Source organism: Gillisella vitis (genome assembly GCF_001541345.2).
Lineage (GTDB): Bacteria > Pseudomonadota > Alphaproteobacteria > Rhizobiales > Rhizobiaceae > Allorhizobium > Allorhizobium vitis.
Genome location: NZ_LMVL02000005.1, coordinates 16,399 through 32,096, shown reverse-complemented (window position 1 = coordinate 32,096; position 15,698 = coordinate 16,399). Strand labels below are relative to the sequence as shown.

14 protein-coding genes are annotated in these 15,698 nt (G+C 57.3%); 12 read left to right on the top strand and 2 right to left on the bottom strand.

Annotated features, from left to right (window positions below):
- The first annotated feature begins 3 nt into the window (after positions 1-3).
- The 3 genes from ASB66_RS17530 (at position 4) to ASB66_RS17520 (ending at position 1,960) form a co-directional block, all read left to right on the top strand.
- Positions 4-318, top strand: a complete 315-nt coding sequence (locus ASB66_RS17530) for a phosphoribosyl-ATP diphosphatase (protein ID WP_060718848.1) — start codon at positions 4-6, stop codon at positions 316-318.
- Between the two features lie 5 nt (positions 319-323).
- Complete coding sequence (gene coaA / locus ASB66_RS17525) at positions 324-1,316, top strand: type I pantothenate kinase (protein ID WP_060718849.1); 993 nt, start codon at positions 324-326, stop codon at positions 1,314-1,316.
- 65 nt (positions 1,317-1,381) lie between these two features.
- Positions 1,382-1,960, top strand: coding sequence for a DUF3237 domain-containing protein (locus tag ASB66_RS17520; RefSeq protein WP_060718850.1), 579 nt, complete (start codon positions 1,382-1,384; stop codon positions 1,958-1,960).
- 54 nt (positions 1,961-2,014) lie between these two features.
- Here the strand turns inward: ASB66_RS17520 and arfB are convergent, their stop codons facing one another.
- Both arfB and ASB66_RS17510 read right to left on the bottom strand, forming a co-directional pair.
- On the bottom strand, positions 2,015-2,449 hold the full coding sequence (gene arfB, locus ASB66_RS17515) for an alternative ribosome rescue aminoacyl-tRNA hydrolase ArfB (RefSeq protein ID WP_060718851.1): 435 nt from the start codon (positions 2,447-2,449) through the stop codon (positions 2,015-2,017).
- A 164-nt stretch (positions 2,450-2,613) separates the two neighbouring features.
- A complete protein-coding gene (locus ASB66_RS17510; RefSeq protein WP_060718852.1) occupies positions 2,614-4,224 on the bottom strand; it encodes a phosphoenolpyruvate carboxykinase in 1,611 nt (536 codons plus the stop codon).
- 353 nt (positions 4,225-4,577) lie between these two features.
- On the opposite strand from ASB66_RS17510, the gene ASB66_RS17505 reads away from it, so the two are divergent.
- From ASB66_RS17505 to ASB66_RS17465, 9 genes are all read left to right on the top strand, one after another.
- Positions 4,578-5,300, top strand: a complete 723-nt coding sequence (locus ASB66_RS17505; protein WP_012654535.1) for a response regulator transcription factor — start codon at positions 4,578-4,580, stop codon at positions 5,298-5,300.
- Between the two features lie 237 nt (positions 5,301-5,537).
- Positions 5,538-7,310 carry a sensor histidine kinase gene (locus tag ASB66_RS17500; RefSeq protein WP_060718853.1) on the top strand — a complete coding sequence of 591 codons (1,773 nt, stop codon included), beginning with the start codon at positions 5,538-5,540 and terminating at the stop codon, positions 7,308-7,310.
- A complete protein-coding gene (locus ASB66_RS17495; protein WP_060718854.1) occupies positions 7,307-7,765 on the top strand; it encodes an HPr kinase/phosphorylase in 459 nt (152 codons plus the stop codon). Before ASB66_RS17500 ends, ASB66_RS17495 begins: the two co-directional genes overlap by 4 nt.
- Positions 7,766-8,124: 359 nt before the next feature.
- A complete protein-coding gene (locus ASB66_RS17490; RefSeq protein ID WP_012654538.1) occupies positions 8,125-8,526 on the top strand; it encodes a PTS sugar transporter subunit IIA in 402 nt (133 codons plus the stop codon).
- A gap of 14 nt (positions 8,527-8,540) precedes the next feature.
- Positions 8,541-8,816: an HPr family phosphocarrier protein gene (locus ASB66_RS17485; protein ID WP_012654539.1), complete on the top strand. Its 276-nt coding sequence runs from the start codon at positions 8,541-8,543 to the stop codon at positions 8,814-8,816.
- 173 nt (positions 8,817-8,989) lie between these two features.
- Positions 8,990-10,390, top strand: a complete 1,401-nt coding sequence (gene ahcY, locus ASB66_RS17480; RefSeq protein ID WP_060718855.1) for an adenosylhomocysteinase — start codon at positions 8,990-8,992, stop codon at positions 10,388-10,390.
- Positions 10,391-10,768: 378 nt separating this feature from the next.
- Entirely contained in the window at positions 10,769-13,333 is a 2,565-nt protein-coding gene (locus ASB66_RS17475; RefSeq protein ID WP_081089096.1) for a sensor histidine kinase, read from the top strand.
- Complete coding sequence (gene tsaE, locus ASB66_RS17470; protein ID WP_060718857.1) at positions 13,330-14,838, top strand: tRNA (adenosine(37)-N6)-threonylcarbamoyltransferase complex ATPase subunit type 1 TsaE; 1,509 nt, start codon at positions 13,330-13,332, stop codon at positions 14,836-14,838. The genes ASB66_RS17475 and tsaE overlap by 4 nt, the downstream gene beginning before the upstream one ends.
- Positions 14,839-14,962: 124 nt before the next feature.
- A complete protein-coding gene (locus ASB66_RS17465) occupies positions 14,963-15,694 on the top strand; it encodes a nucleotidyltransferase family protein (protein ID WP_060718858.1) in 732 nt (243 codons plus the stop codon).
- Positions 15,695-15,698: the final 4 nt, after the last annotated feature.

The window sequence follows — 15,698 nt, the reverse complement described above, 5'->3', positions numbered from 1 at the left end:
TTCATGACCACATTCACGCTGTCCGATCTGGAGACCATCGTCGCCACCCGTGCCAAGGCTTCGCCGGATGAAAGCTGGACGGCAAAGCTGGTCACAGCGGGCCAGGACAAGGCCGCTAAGAAGCTTGGCGAAGAGGCTATCGAGGCCGTGATGGCAGCGGTCAAAAATGACCGCGCCAACCTGATCTATGAGAGTGCCGATTTGCTTTATCACCTGTTGGTCGTATTGAAAATTGCCGATATCCCGATAGAAACGGTGATGGAAGAGTTGCAACGGCGCACCGCCCAATCGGGCCTCAGCGAAAAGGCCAGTCGGTAGGACACATGACGACAGCGATCAGGCAGGCCGAGGGGGAGGAAGCCCTTGATCATTTCCAGGTAGGCAGCTACTCGCCCTATCTGTTCTTTTCGTCGGAGGAATGGGCGCGGTTTCGGGCCGATACACCGCTGACCCTGACATTGGACGAAGTCCATCGCCTGCGATCCATCGATGACCCGATCGATCTTGCCGAGGTACGGCGGATCTATCTGGCGTTGTCGCGGCTGTTATCCTCGCATGTCGAATCGTCGCAATTGCTGTTTGAGCAGCGCAACCGCTTTCTCAGCACCAATGTGACCAAGACGCCGTTTATCATCGGTATTGCCGGATCGGTGGCGGTGGGAAAATCCACCACGGCGCGCGTGCTGAAGGAGCTTTTGGCCCGCTGGCCCTCCAGCCCGAAAGTTGATCTGGTCACCACCGATGGCTTTCTGTATTCGAACGCAACGCTGGTGCGCGACAACAAGCTCAATCGCAAAGGGTTTCCCGAGAGTTACGATACGGCGGCCCTGCTGCGGTTTCTGTCGGCCATCAAGGCCGGGCAGCAGAATGTCAAGGCGCCACGCTACTCTCATTTGACCTATGACGTGCTGCCTGACCAACATACCATCATCGACCGGCCGGATATCCTGATTTTCGAGGGCATCAATGTGCTGCAATCGCGCGACCTGCCGCGCGATGGCAAGATCGTGCCGATGGTCTCGGATTTCTTCGACTTCTCGATCTATATCGATGCCGAGGAAAGCCTGATCCATAATTGGTACGTAAAACGGTTCATGAAGCTGCGGCAAACGGCCTTCCGCGATCCGAATTCCTACTTTCACCGTTATGCGACGATCAGCGAAGATGAAGCTCTAACCATTGCCGAAAATCTCTGGAGCCACATCAACCTGATAAATCTGCGCGACAATATTCAGCCGACCCGGCCCCGGGCCGATTTGATCCTGCGTAAGGGAGAAAATCATCTGGTTGAACAGGTGGCACTGCGGAAATTATAGGGCAAGCGCCCATCTATTGTTATAGGTTGATGTTTTCATAAGGTTTTATCTCTGGGAGGAGAGTTATGACATTCATTGATCCCAACAAAGCCGCGCTGGTTTCCGGCAGGCGTGTGTTTCTGGGTGCGGCAGCAACAGTGATAGCCGCGACCGCCGCAGGGCAGAGCGGACAGGCAGCGGATACAAAAACCGGCGGCGGTCCGCTATCAGATATTCCCATCGCTTTGCCCCGGATAGAATTCGTCTATGAGGCGATTTTTACCCTTCAAGATACGATCGAGATCGGCGCGTCTCCGCTGGGCGACAGACGTATTATCAATATTACCGGCGGAGAATTTGCCGGGCCGCGGATCAAGGGCAAGGTCATGCCTGGCGGTGCCGACCGGCAAGTGCTGCGCAAGGACGGTGTGCGGCTTCTCAACGCCCTTTATGAATTGCAGGCAGATGACGGTGCCGTGATTACCGTCAACAACAGGGTGTTGATCGACCGCCAACCGGATGGCACGCAATATGCTTTTTCGCATATCGATATTACCGCACCGGACGGACCCCATGACTGGCTGAATCGCCGTGTGTTTGTTGGAACCCTGCACAGCTTACGGCCCAAACCGATGGTTTTGATTCGCGTGTTCAGTCTGGTTTAAGTCCAGGGAATCGAGGAGGCGTTGGCCTTGGAGGTTACTGCGCGACGAGAGCGATCAATCCTGATCCGGCTTCTCGCGCATTTTCTTGATTTCACCGCGTCCCACCTTCGCCTTCAACCGGCGCTCGATGGAGCCCTTGGTGGGTTTGGTCTTCCGGCGCGGCGGCGGCGGTGGTTTGGCTGCTTCGCGCAGCAATTCCTTCAGCCTCTCGCGGGCATCTTCCCGATTGCGCTCCTGGCTTCGGAAGCGGCTGGCCTCGATCAACAGCACACCTTCTTTTGACAGGCGGCGGCCCGCCAATTTGATAGCATTGGTCTTGATACGGTCCGGGAGCGAGGGAGAGCTTGTCAGCGGAAAGAACAATTGGACGGCAGTTGAGACCTTGTTGACATTCTGCCCGCCCGGACCACCGGCCAGCACGAATTGCTCGGTCAGTTCCCAACCGGCAATCGTAATCCTGTCATTGATATAGAGCGGGTCGCTCGCCATGGTCCTGTCCAGCCTTTTCGCCGTGAGGCTGTAGCGGAAAACGCCAGTTCAGGCAAATCTCGGTTCTTTGGTATCTCAGGCTGTTTTCCTGGAGCCTAAGCACCATGGAAAAAGCCCGGCGATGATCATCGCCGGGCTTTCCAAAATCGTCACACGTGAAACGTTTACTGCGCAGCAACAGCCAGAACCGGAGCCGCATCGCGGACATTGCTGTCCACATGGGCTTCGAATTTCTCGAAATTGGCGATGAACATGCCGACCAGTTTCTTGGCCTGCGCGTCATAGTCAGCCCCATTTGCCCAGGTCGAGCGTGGGTCGAGAATGCTGGTATCGACGCCTTCGACAGAAACCGGTACCGCGAAGCCGAAATTGGCATCGGTGCGGAACTCGACCTTCTTCAACTCTCCGGAGAGAGCCGCCGTCAGCAGCGCCCGAGTTGCCTTGATCGGCATACGGTTACCAACGCCGTAGGCACCGCCGGTCCAGCCGGTGTTGACCAGCCAGCAATCCACTTCGTGGCGGGCAATCAACTCCTTGAGCAGATTGCCATATTCTGCCGGATGACGCGGCATGAACGGTGCGCCGAAGCAAGTCGAGAAGGTTGCTTCCGGCTCGGTTACGCCGCGCTCCGTGCCAGCCACTTTCGCGGTGTAGCCGGAAAGGAAGTGGTACATCGCCTGTTCTGGTGTCAGCTTGGCGATCGGCGGCATGACGCCGAAGGCATCTGCGGTCAGCATGATGATGGTCTTCGGATGCCCGGCGCGGCCGGTGGGCGACGCGTTGGGAATGAAGTTCAGCGGATAGGCGCAACGGGTGTTTTCGGTCTTCGAGCCATCGTTGAAATCCGGTACCCGATTTTCATCCAGAACGACATTTTCCAGCACCGTGCCGAACCGCTTGGTGGTCGCGTAGATTTCCGGCTCGGCTTCTGCCGAAAGGCGGATGGTCTTGGCGTAGCAGCCACCTTCGAAGTTGAAGATGCCGTCCTCGCCCCAACCATGTTCGTCATCGCCGATCAGCGTGCGGGCAGGGTCGGCAGACAGCGTGGTTTTGCCGGTGCCGGACAGACCGAAGAACACAGCCGAATCGCCAGCCGGGCCGACATTGGCCGAGCAGTGCATTGGCATGACCTGTTTGGCAGGCAGCATGTAGTTCAGCGCGGTGAATACCGACTTCTTCATTTCACCGGCATAGTAGGTACCGGCGATCAACACGATATTGTTGGTGAAGTCGCAGGCGATCACCGTTTCGGTCCGGCAGCCGTGACGGGCCGGATCAGCCTTGAAGCTGGGCAGGTCGATAATGGTGAATTTCGCTTCGAAATCGGCAAGCGCGGCGCGATCCGGACGAATGAGCAGGTTACGGATAAACAGCGAATGCCATGCAAGTTCCGTTACCACGCGGGTTGGCAAAGCGTTGGCGGCGTCGGCACCACCAATCAGATCCTGGACGAACAGGGTCTTGCCAGCCACATGCGCCAGCATGTCCTGATGCAGGATGTCGAAATGCTCTTTCGACATCGGCTTGTTATTGTCCCACCAGATCTGGCTATCGGTATTGGCGTCACGCAGGATGAACTTGTCCTTGGGTGAGCGGCCCGTATGCTGTCCTGTCTCGGCCAAAAGCGCGCCGTCCGCAGTCAGCACGGCTTCGCTATTGCGGATCGCATGCTCATAAAGGGCGGCGGGCAGCAGATTATAATGGACATTGGCGGCCTTGCCCAAGCCAATGGTCTCGATCCCAAGACGGCTATTGTTCACTCCAAGCTCCTCCATGATGCAATTCCTTCTTCAGCGGGATGGCCAGATGATTATGGGTCAACGCTAATGACCAAGTTTTAAAAACGCAAGAGCAAAATCTTAAAAACATCAATAATATCATATATTTAATCGTTTTAAACTGGTATGTTAGTTTTAAATCGGTTCAGTTTAAATGGGATGCGCCTCTGTCTTTTGCTATCGAAACGAGACTGCGTTGAGGCTGGGCAGGCTTGCCCCCTTTATCTTTGCCACAATTTGTTCCACCTTTACCCTCATGAAGCGCTTCGCGGCCCTATATAGAATGTAGCTGCGGCTCGTCACCTCTTGATGGGGGATGGCGGCAATCGGTAATGACGGAGATAAACGGCATGCAGACAATTGCGCTTGTTGACGACGACCGGAATATTCTGACGTCGGTTTCGATCGCTCTCGAAGCCGAGGGCTATAAGGTCGAAACTTATACGGATGGAGCTTCGGCGCTGGACGGGCTTCTGGCGCGGCCGCCACAGCTGGCGATCTTCGATATCAAGATGCCGCGCATGGACGGGATGGAACTGCTGCGTCGCCTGCGGCAGAAGTCCGATATCCCGGTGATTTTCCTCACCTCCAAGGATGAGGAAATCGATGAATTGTTCGGCTTGAAAATGGGGGCCGACGACTTCATCACCAAGCCGTTTTCGCAGCGCTTGCTGGTGGAGCGGGTCAAGGCCATTCTGCGTCGGGCGGCCAATCGCGAAACCGGAAACGCACCCGGCAATGTCAAGACTGCTGCCGAGCAGCAGGCTCGCAATCTGGAGCGCGGCCAACTGGTCATGGACCAGGAGCGCCATACCTGCACCTGGAAAGGCGACCCGGTCACGCTGACAGTCACCGAATTTCTGATCCTGCATTCGCTGGCCCAGCGGCCCGGCGTGGTGAAAAGCCGTGATGCGCTGATGGATGCCGCCTATGACGAGCAGGTCTATGTCGACGACCGGACCATTGACAGCCATATCAAGCGCCTGCGAAAGAAGTTCAAAATGGTCGACAATGATTTCGACATGATCGAAACTTTGTACGGCGTTGGATATCGCTTCCGCGAAACGGCCTGATGCCGCCTGCGGGCAATGCTTGCGGATTGAGAAGCTGTCAGGTTGATGTTGAACCAGGCAGACTCTCAATTCTCTTGTTTTCGTTTGTCTTTTTGGGAAAACCGGTTTCCCTGACAAACTCTAGGACCAGGCCCGGTTGAGAATGAACGTTTACGGCAGATATGACGGTGTTCAGTGGGGTTCTTCTGTCCCGCTGGACAAGTGTGCCGTGTGAAGGGTTATCTTTTCAAAAGGCCGATGGACGACAAGGAGGGTGAGCCCGGCGACAGCCGCAGGCTGCCCTTGCGCCTGTCCTTTTCTCATCCCTTTACCCTGATTAGGCGAATCTTCGGCAATGCCGTTTTCTCCAGTCTGACGCGGCGCATCGTCTTCTTCAATCTCGCGGCGCTGATCGTTCTGGTCGCCGGTATCATGTATCTCAATCAGTTTCGCGAAGGGCTGATTGATGCGCGGGTGGAAAGCCTGCTGACCCAGGGGGAAATTATCGCGGGTGCGATTTCCGCCTCGGCCTCGGTCGACACCAATTCCATTACCATCGATCCGCAAAAGCTGTTGGAATTGCAGGCGGGGCAAAGCATTACCCCGGTGCCGAATGACGAAGACCTGGAATTTCCCATCAAGCCGGAACGGGTCGCCCCGGTGCTACGCCGCTTGATCTCGCCGACCCGCACCAGGGCGCGGCTGTTTGATGCCGACGCCAATCTGCTACTGGATTCGCGTCATCTTTATTCCCGCGGTCAGGTACTACGCTACGATCTTCCACCGGTCGAAGGTGATACCGGCAGTTGGACGGAATGGCTGGCCAAGCAATTCAACCGCATGCTGCAACCAAGCAATGTTCCGCTCTACAAGGAAGCGCCGGGCGGGGATGGATCGATCTATCCTGAAGTGATGAATGCCCTGACCGGGGTGCGCGGCGCCGTGGTGCGCGTGACCGAACAGGGCGAGTTGATCGTCTCCGTGGCGGTGCCTGTCCAGCGGTTCCGTGCCGTGCTTGGCGTGCTGCTGCTGTCCACCCAGGCTGGCGATATCGACAAGATCGTCCATGCGGAACGCCTGGCGATCCTGCGGGTGTTCGGCGTGGCCACGCTGGTCAATATCGTGCTGTCGCTGCTGTTGTCCTCCACCATTGCCAATCCGTTGCGGCGCCTGTCGGCAGCGGCCATTCGGGTGCGGCGCGGCGCCAAGGAGCGGGAGGAAATCCCGGATTTCTCTGCGCGTCAGGATGAAATCGGCAATCTGTCGGTGGCCCTGCGGGAAATGACCACGGCGCTTTACGACCGGATCGACGCCATCGAGAGCTTTGCCGCCGATGTCAGCCACGAGTTGAAAAATCCGCTGACGTCGCTGCGCAGCGCTGTTGAAACCCTGCCGCTTGCCAAGACCGATGTGTCGAAGCAGCGGCTGCTGGACGTAATCCAGCATGACGTGCGCCGGCTAGACCGGTTGATCAGCGATATCTCGGATGCCTCGCGGCTGGATGCGGAACTGGCGCGCACGGATGCGGCACCGGTCGATATGGAAGTCGTGCTTGGCAATCTGGTGGAGATTTCCAGGCAGATTCGCAGCAGCAAGAAGCCGGTCGATATTGAATATGTCGTGGAGCACAAGCAGGGCCAGAAGGTCCGCTATATCGTCAACGGTCATGATCTGCGTATTGGCCAGATCGTCACCAACCTGATTGAAAATGCCCGTTCCTTCGTGCCTGAAAAGCAAGGCCGGATCATGGTACGCCTGTCGCGCACCCGCAGCCGCTGCGTTGTGCAAGTAGAAGACAATGGACCCGGCATCCTGGTTGAGAATATCGACCGGATCTTCGAGCGCTTCTATACCGACCGCCCCGATGGCGAAAGCTTCGGCCAGAATTCAGGGCTTGGCCTCTCCATCAGCCGGCAGATCGCTGAGGCGCATGGTGGTTCGCTGCGGGCCGAAAACATCCTTGAACCGGAAACTGCGCGAATCCTCGGGGCCCGCTTCATCCTGACCCTGCCGGCAGAGCCGTCTCCATGAGCGAGAGCCGGCTCAACCTGCATGCAACCGGTGTCGTGCTGGGCAGGCGAGGCTATTTGATCATGGGGCCGAGCGGATCGGGGAAATCGCAACTGGCCCGCCTGTTGTTGGAAAACGCGCGGCAAAATGGCCTTTTTGCCGCTCTGGTGGCCGACGATAGGGTATGGCTAGAAGCCAGAGGCGGAAGAGTGATCGCGTCCCGACCCCAGACAATTGCCGGGTTGATGGAAATCCGATTCAGCGGATTGGTAACCGTTCCAAGCCTGGATGCGGCGGTGATCGATGCCGTCGTCTTTTCGGTAGAGCCATCGTCGATGACGGAACGCCTGCCGCAAAGCGCTGAAAGCAGGTGTTTTTTCCCGGGTCAATCCTTGCCTGTTCTGCGGCTATGCCCAGCCCATCATCCAAGCGTTGCGGGGCTGCAACGGTTGCTTGAGGCGTGGGGGTCAGATTAAAGGCGTGGCCTCAAGACTATTTTACACTTGCACTTCGTGTTTTCATCGCCAAGATGCACTGCACAGAATTGATCGGACAATATTGGAGTTTGTTAGGGAGAAGTGGAACGCGGTTTTCCCAAAAAGACAAACGAAAGCAAGATAAGCGAGAGCGTGTCAGGTCCAAACCGAACCTGACAGACTTCAGGGGTAAGTTATCGTTGATCAGCAAGGTGCTGTTGCGCGTACAGGTTGTGTATTGGGTTTTCAAATAGGGCTTTCTTGTGCCAGCGCGTATCTTGCAACTCAACAGATCGGTGGACGAAACTATTGCAGTGCGATAACTGGCAGTCAGCAGTTGAGCAGGGAGCTATAAGCGAATGATCGGACTTGTGCTTGTCACCCATGGCAAGCTGGCTGAAGAATTTCATTATGCCGTGGAACATGTCGTTGGTCCGCAGAAATTCATCGAGACAATCTGTATCGGTCCGGAGGACGATATGGATCAGCGCCGCCAGGATATCCTGGATGCTGTGATGCGCGCCGATGACGGGCATGGGGTAATCATCCTGACGGATATGTTCGGGGGAACACCTTCCAATCTCGCAATTTCGGTGATGAATACCGGGCGTATCGAAGTGATCGCTGGCGTCAACCTGCCCATGCTGATCAAGCTGGCAGGTGTGCGTGGCGAAAACGACATGGAAAAAGCACTCGTCGATGCGTCGGAAGCCGGCCGCAAATACATCAATGTGGCCAGCCGCGTTCTGAGCGGCAAATAGGAACGGCGAGTAAGATGACCTCCTTCACCAGAGACCTGCTGATCGTCAACAAGCGTGGCCTTCATGCCCGGGCGTCAGCCAAATTCGTCCAGACTGTGCAGGGCTTCAATGCCGAAGTCACCGTCAGCAAGGATGGAACCACCGTCGGCGGAACCTCGATCATGGGTCTGATGATGTTGGCGGCGAGCCCCGGCTGCACGATTACCGTCGTTACGTCGGGCGAAGAGGCTGAAAAGGCAATCGACACGCTGGATGCGCTGGTGCGCGACAAGTTTGGCGAGGAAATGTAAACCAAGATCGAACATAAAGATATAAAGACCTCTTTATGTGATTATTGCCTTCCTCGACGTTCCCTGATACACGGATGACACTGGCCTGCCGCAGAATGGCGGGCGGCGCATAGGCTTGGCCATCTTTTCGGATGGTCGCTGGCCTTGCGTTTCAACCCGGTCTGGAGAACGCCATGAGCACTGAACAGGATTACATCGTCGCCGATATCGGCCTTGCTGATTATGGTCGCAAGGAATTGGATATTGCCGAAACCGAAATGCCAGGCCTGATGTCCTGCCGCTCGGAGCTTGGCGAAACCAAGCCGCTGAAGGGCGCCCGCATCAGCGGCTCCCTGCACATGACCATTCAGACAGCCGTGCTGATCGAGACCTTGACGGCGCTGGGCGCCGAAGTGCGCTGGGCCTCCTGCAACATCTTCTCCACCCAGGACCATGCCGCTGCCGCAATCGCTGCCTCGGGTGTGCCGGTCTTTGCCGTCAAGGGTGAAAGCCTGACGGAATATTGGGATTATACCGACCGGATCTTCCAATGGACCGATGGTGGCCAGTCGAACATGATCCTCGACGATGGCGGCGACGCCACCATGTATATCCTGCTCGGTGCGCGCGCCGAAGCCGGTGAGAATATTCTGGTCAACCCTTCGTCCGAAGAAGAAGAAATCCTATTCGCGCAGATCAAGAAGCGCCTGGCGGCAACACCGGGCTTCTTCACCAAACAGCGCGACGCCATCAAGGGTGTGACGGAAGAAACCACTACGGGCGTCAATCGCCTCTACCAGCTCAGCCAGAAGGGCCTGCTGCCGTTCCCGGCCATCAATGTCAACGATTCCGTCACCAAGTCGAAGTTCGACAACAAATACGGCTGCAAGGAATCGCTGGTCGACGGCATTCGTCGCGCCACCGATGTGATGATGGCTGGCAAGGTTGCCGTGGTTTGCGGCTATGGCGATGTCGGCAAGGGCTCGGCTGCCTCGCTGAGCGGCGCTGGCGCCCGCGTCAAGGTCACGGAAGTCGATCCGATCTGCGCTTTGCAGGCCGCCATGGACGGTTTTGAAGTGGTGCGGCTTGAAGATGTCGTCAAGACGGCGGATATCTTCATCACCACCACCGGCAACAAGGATGTCATTCGTATCGAGCATATGCGCGAGATGAAGGACATGGCCATCGTCGGCAACATTGGCCATTTCGACAACGAAATTCAGGTTGTTGCGCTGAAGAACCTGAAATGGGTCAATATCAAGCCGCAGGTCGATATGATCGAGTTTCCGGGCGGCAAGCGGATGATCCTGCTGTCGGAAGGCCGCTTGCTCAACCTTGGCAATGCCACGGGCCATCCGTCCTTCGTGATGAGCGCGTCTTTCACGAACCAGGTTCTGGCCCAGATCGAGCTTTTCACCAAGCCCGACGCCTACAAGAACCAGGTTTACGTCCTGCCGAAACATCTCGATGAAAAGGTCGCGCGCCTGCATCTGGAAAAGCTCGGCGTCAGATTGACTGAACTCTCTGACGAACAGGCATCCTATATTGGCGTCACCCCCTCGGGCCCATTCAAGGCCGACCACTACAGATACTAATCCGTAGCCAGATATACACAAGATATAGAAATCGCAGCCTTGACAAAGGCTGCGATTTCTTTTTTTCTTTGCCCCTTTTTTCAAAATCTTATCCACAGTATTGTTTTAACACTTGATTCGTGTGCCTCGCAGGTGCGCAGGCAGTGTGTGGTGACCGGGTATTTTTCCGGTCGTGCTGCCTATGACCCCGTGAAGCAAAAAGCCGTTTGCATGACGTCACCTTCGGGTGATGCATTCGGCATGCGCACACGCGAAATGGGGATGTCTTGTCGGAATTGCGGCACAGTGGACGGAGACAGACCGGAAATGACGGTTCAGAAGAAATACCCGTTCCTACGGGGAAGGACGGGCGGCCTACGGAGACGTGCGGATAAAACCATGCTCACCGGATCTGGGGCCTTCAGGGATAGAGTGATTGGCGCTGAGGCGGCGAGCGGCATCGCTAAACGTGGCTTTCTGCGTTTATCGCGCTGGTGGCTGCACGGCACCACAGTGCTGGCCGGCGGGCTTGCCTGTCAGGCGGCTCTGGCGCAGACCCTCACCCAAACGATTGCGGAACCGCAACTGAATGCGGGCGGTATCGGCACGTTTTCATCCACTGAAATGATTGGCCTTTCCCTGGTAATTGGCGCGATTTCCGCGACGCTTCTCTCGACCCTCTGGCTGGTGCGCCAGCGCAACAGCATCGAGGCGGATAGCCGGGAGATACGCTCGGCCCTATCGGATGCCAACCAGCGCATTTCTCGTTATCAAGCCCTGATTGCCGACAAGAACCGCCGCATCGTGATATGGGACGGTGGTGAAACCAAGCCAGAGCAGCTGGGCCAATTGCCCGTGGAGACCGGAGCACCCCAGACAGAAGGCGATTTCCTGGCCTTTGGCCGCTGGATGAAGCCCGGTTCGGCTGCCGATCTGGACAATGCCATTGAAAAACTGCGCTTCAACGCCCAGAGCTTCGACCTGATCGTCGAGACCTACCGCGACGAGGTGCTGGAAGTGCAGGGCCGTGTTTCCGGCGGGCGGGCCTTTGCCCGTTTCGTAGCGCTCAATAACCTGCGCGCCGAACTGGCCGAGCTCAAAATCGAAAAGACCCGGCTCTCCACCGCCATCGAAACCTTCGAAAGCCTGCTGGAATCCGTCGAACAACCCGTCTGGCAGCGCGATTCCGAGGGACGTCTTGTCTGGGTCAATCAGGCCTATAGCGATGCCGTCGAAGCGCTCACCCCTGATCAGGCCGTGCAGGAAAGCCGTGAGATCCTCAATACCATTACCCGGGAAAAGATCCGCGCCACGCTAACGCCGGTTTCGCCTTACCATGACACGGTTTCCACCGTCGTGCATGGCAACCGAACGTTCTTTTCCGTGGTCGATACCAAGACGCCGAAGGGCTCTTGCGGCATGGCCATCGACGTATCGCGCGAAGAAGCTCTGCGCGAGGAGTTGAGTCGCACCCTGAAAAGCCACGCCGAAACACTGGATCATCTGGCAACGCCCGTGGCAATTTTCGACGGCGAGAGGCGGCTGCAATTCTACAATCAGGCTTTCCAGCAGCTCTGGGATCTGGATCTGGCTTTCCTCGAATCTCGCCCCGACCATGCCGAATTGCTGGACCGGCTGCGCAGCGCAGGCAAGCTGCCGGAACAGTTGAGCTGGAAGGCATGGAAGGAAAATACTCTTTCCGTCTATCGCTCCATCGACACCCAGACCGTGCTCTGGCATCTGCCCAACGGCCAGACCCTGCGCGTCATCGCCTCTGCCCATCCGCAGGGCGGCGCCACCTGGGTGTTCGAGAACCTGACCGAACAGGTGGATCTCGAAACCCGCTATAATACGCTGGTCCGGGTTCAGGGTGAAACCATCGATCATCTGTCCGAAGGCGTTGCAGTCTTTGGACCTGATGGCCGAATCCGGCTATCCAATCCGGCTTTCCGGGCGCTTTGGGGCATTACCGAGACGCAGGCCGCACCCGGCACTCATATCCGCGCCATCGAAGAGGCTTGCGCTCTTTCCTATGAAAAATCAGATGGCTGGCGCGCCTTCGGCAAGATGATTACCAGTTTTGAGGACGAGCGGCCGTCCAGCCAAGGCACGATTGAGCTGATGTCCGGCCTGGTGCTGGATTACGCGGTCATCCCGCTGCCCAACGCCCAGACGATGCTGACCTTCGTCAACATTACCGACAGCGTTCGGGCCGAACGAGCACTGCTTGAAAAGAACGAAGCCCTGCGCAAGGCTGACGAATTGAAGAACGATTTCGTCCAGCATATTTCCTATGAGCTGCGCTCGCCGCTCACCAATATTATCGGCTTTACCGACCTGTTGAAATCGTCGGCCATCGGTCCGCTCAATGAACGGCAGGGGGAATATGTCGATCATATCTCCACCTCGTCTGCGGTGCTGCTGACCATCGTCAACGACATTCTCGACCTTGCCACAGTCGATGCGGGCATCATGCGGTTGACCTATTCGGATATCGATCTCACCGACCTTCTGGACGATGTGTCGATGCAGATGACCGACCGGTTGCAAGAAGGCGGCGTGACGCTGGAAATCCTTGCTCCCTCGCATCTGGGCGACATTGTCGCCGACCAGCAACGGTTGAAGCAGATCCTGATCAAGATCATCACCAATGCCGTGAACTTCTCGCCCGAAGGCGCCAAGGTCGTGCTGAAATGCTGGCGCGAAGATGCGGACTTCGTATTTTCGGTTTCCGATACCGGATGCGGCATTCCCGAGGACATGTTGCCATCGGTGTTCAAGCGCTTTTCCTCAAATGCCAAGGGCGGCAAGCGCACCGGGGCTGGCCTTGGCCTGTCGATTGTCGAAAGCTTCGTGCATCTGCATAACGGCACCGTCTCGATCAACAGTGTTCCGAACCAAGGCACCACGGTTCTTTGCCGAATTCCGTCCGGTGTGCTTGTCCATTCCGTCGCCGCAGAATGATCGCATCCACAACATCGCTTCATGTTTCGCTTGCCGATGAGGCGGCGACGATCCAGCTCGGGGAAGATCTTGCGCTTGCCCTGAAGCCGGGGGACTGTCTTGCCCTGCATGGTGATCTCGGAGCGGGAAAGTCTACCCTTGCCCGGGCATTGCTGCGGGCCTTGGCCGATGACGACGATCTGGAAGTGCCAAGCCCAACCTTCACGCTGGTCCAAAGCTACGAATTGCGCATTCCAGCCGCTCATTTCGATCTCTATCGGTTGGGCGATGCCTCTGAGCTTGATGAACTGGGCTTCGATGAGGCGCTGGATACCGGCATTTGCCTCGTTGAATGGCCGGAGCGGGCCGAAGGTCGGCTGCCGAAGACGACAATCGGCCTGCATTATGGGTTTCCCCCGGATGGTGGGCGCGAGCTGACCATCACTGGGCCTGAAGACAGGCTGGGACGAATAAGGCGCGTGCTCGCTATCCGCACCTTCCTCGATGCCAATGGTATGGCGGGCGCAAGACGCCGCTTCCTGACTGGCGATGCGGACTACCGCGCCTATGAAACGGCAAGGATGGACGGTCAACCGCAGCGTATCGTGATGGACAGCCCCAAACGACCGGCCACACCGATCATCCGTCTCGGCAAGACCTACCCGGAACTCGTGCATTTGGCAGAAGACCACCGTGCTTTCGTGGCTATCGATCAGCTGTTGAAGGATGCCGGGCTTACTGTTCCGGAGATTTATGCCAGTGATCCCGATGGCATTCTGCTGATCGAAGATCTTGGTCAGGATGGCATTCTGGATGCACAGGGTCAGCCGGTCGCCGAGCGCTACATGGAGGCGGTTGCAGCGCTTGCTTTCCTGCATGGGCAGAATGTTTCACGTGAAATTCCTGTCTCGCCGGACCACATCCACCGCATTCCCGATTTCGATGCAGCGGCCATGGGGTTCGAGACGGAATTGCTGCTCGACTGGTACATGCCCTTTACGCTGGCACGGCAACCCAGTGACGAGGAGCGGCAGGCCTATCTCGCGCTTTGGTCGGACATGTTTAGCCAGGTCAGTGACCGCAGCGGTCTGGTCCTGCGCGATGTCCATTCCCCCAATCTTCTGTGGCAGGCAGGGAAGCAGGGTATCGCCCGAGTCGGCTTGATCGATTTTCAGGATGCGATGATCGGCCCGGCGGCCTATGACGTCGCTTCCCTGGTTCAGGATGCGCGTGTCACCATCGAGCCGGAGCTACAAAAGCGCCTGCTTGAGCATTATCTGACGCTGCGCCAGGCCGAAGCCGGATTTGATGAAAGCGCTTTTCGACGGGATTTTGCCATTATGGCTGCCCAGCGCAATTGCAAGCTGGTCGGGCTTTGGGTGCGGCTGATGAAACGGGATGGCAAGCCCGGCTATATGCAGCATATGCCCCGCACTCTCACCTATCTCGCGGGCGTGCTGGAGCATGAGGCGCTCACGCCTTTGAAAGACTGGCTTTCGACACACGGCCTGTTGCCGCGCGCTTGAACCTCATCCCCTGGAACAGTGGGTTCTGGTCCTTCGATAGTGGCTCTCTGGCGGGATTTGCGATAGAGCGTGTCTCGTAAAGATGACGCGTCATACACGCAGATCGCCGACAGATACGAGAGCCATGAAGATTTCCCAAGCCATGGTGCTGGCCGCAGGGCTCGGCACAAGAATGCGTCCCATCACCGAAACCCTGCCGAAGCCCTTGGTGCGGGTGGCGGGCAAGACGCTGGTGGATTATGCGCTGGATCATTTGCAGCAGGCGGGCGTAGAAACCGCTGTGGTTAATATCCATCATTTTCCAGAGCAGATGCTGGCGCATCTGACTGGGCGCGATCAGCCGCGCATCGTGATTTCCGATGAGCGCGATGGCCTGATGAACAATGGCGGCGGTCTGGCCAGAGGCATCAGGCATCTCACTTCCGGTCCCCTGCTGGTGATGAATGCCGACCTGTTCTGGATCGGTGAGCCGAAGGACCAACCCACCAATCTGCAAAGACTGGGGGACGCCTTTGACCCGGTACAGATGGACATGCTGATGCTCTGCGTTACGCTCGAACAGACCACCGGGCATAACGGCAAGAATGATTTCAACCTCGGTGCCGATGGTAGGCTGACACGCTACCAGCCCGGCGATCCGAATCCGGTGGTTTATGCCGGGGCCTTGGCCATGGAGCATTCCCTGCTGGACGATGCACCAGAGGATGCCTTCAATCTCAACATCTATTTCGACCGGGCCATTGCCAAGGGCCGGCTGTTCGGCCTGATGCTGGAAGGCCATTGGTTGACGGTTGGCACGCCGGAGGCGATTGACGAGGCGGAAACAGTGCTGGCCCGCCACCGGCAGGACGCTTGAGCTG

What these genes read in the sequence shown, in the direction of transcription:
- ASB66_RS17530 (WP_060718848.1), top strand. Translation starts at nt 4, where the DNA reads ATGACCACATTCACGCTGTCCGATCTGGAGACCATCGTCGCCACCCGT.
- coaA (WP_060718849.1), top strand. Translation starts at nt 324, where the DNA reads ATGACGACAGCGATCAGGCAGGCCGAGGGGGAGGAAGCCCTTGATCAT.
- ASB66_RS17520 (WP_060718850.1), top strand. Translation starts at nt 1,382, where the DNA reads ATGACATTCATTGATCCCAACAAAGCCGCGCTGGTTTCCGGCAGGCGT.
- arfB (WP_060718851.1), bottom strand. Translation starts at nt 2,449, where the DNA reads ATGGCGAGCGACCCGCTCTATATCAATGACAGGATTACGATTGCCGGT.
- ASB66_RS17510 (WP_060718852.1), bottom strand. Translation starts at nt 4,224, where the DNA reads ATGGAGGAGCTTGGAGTGAACAATAGCCGTCTTGGGATCGAGACCATT.
- ASB66_RS17505 (WP_012654535.1), top strand. Translation starts at nt 4,578, where the DNA reads ATGCAGACAATTGCGCTTGTTGACGACGACCGGAATATTCTGACGTCG.
- ASB66_RS17500 (WP_060718853.1), top strand. Translation starts at nt 5,538, where the DNA reads ATGGACGACAAGGAGGGTGAGCCCGGCGACAGCCGCAGGCTGCCCTTG.
- ASB66_RS17495 (WP_060718854.1), top strand. Translation starts at nt 7,307, where the DNA reads ATGAGCGAGAGCCGGCTCAACCTGCATGCAACCGGTGTCGTGCTGGGC.
- ASB66_RS17490 (WP_012654538.1), top strand. Translation starts at nt 8,125, where the DNA reads ATGATCGGACTTGTGCTTGTCACCCATGGCAAGCTGGCTGAAGAATTT.
- ASB66_RS17485 (WP_012654539.1), top strand. Translation starts at nt 8,541, where the DNA reads ATGACCTCCTTCACCAGAGACCTGCTGATCGTCAACAAGCGTGGCCTT.
- ahcY (WP_060718855.1), top strand. Translation starts at nt 8,990, where the DNA reads ATGAGCACTGAACAGGATTACATCGTCGCCGATATCGGCCTTGCTGAT.
- ASB66_RS17475 (WP_081089096.1), top strand. Translation starts at nt 10,769, where the DNA reads ATGCTCACCGGATCTGGGGCCTTCAGGGATAGAGTGATTGGCGCTGAG.
- tsaE (WP_060718857.1), top strand. Translation starts at nt 13,330, where the DNA reads ATGATCGCATCCACAACATCGCTTCATGTTTCGCTTGCCGATGAGGCG.
- ASB66_RS17465 (WP_060718858.1), top strand. Translation starts at nt 14,963, where the DNA reads ATGAAGATTTCCCAAGCCATGGTGCTGGCCGCAGGGCTCGGCACAAGA.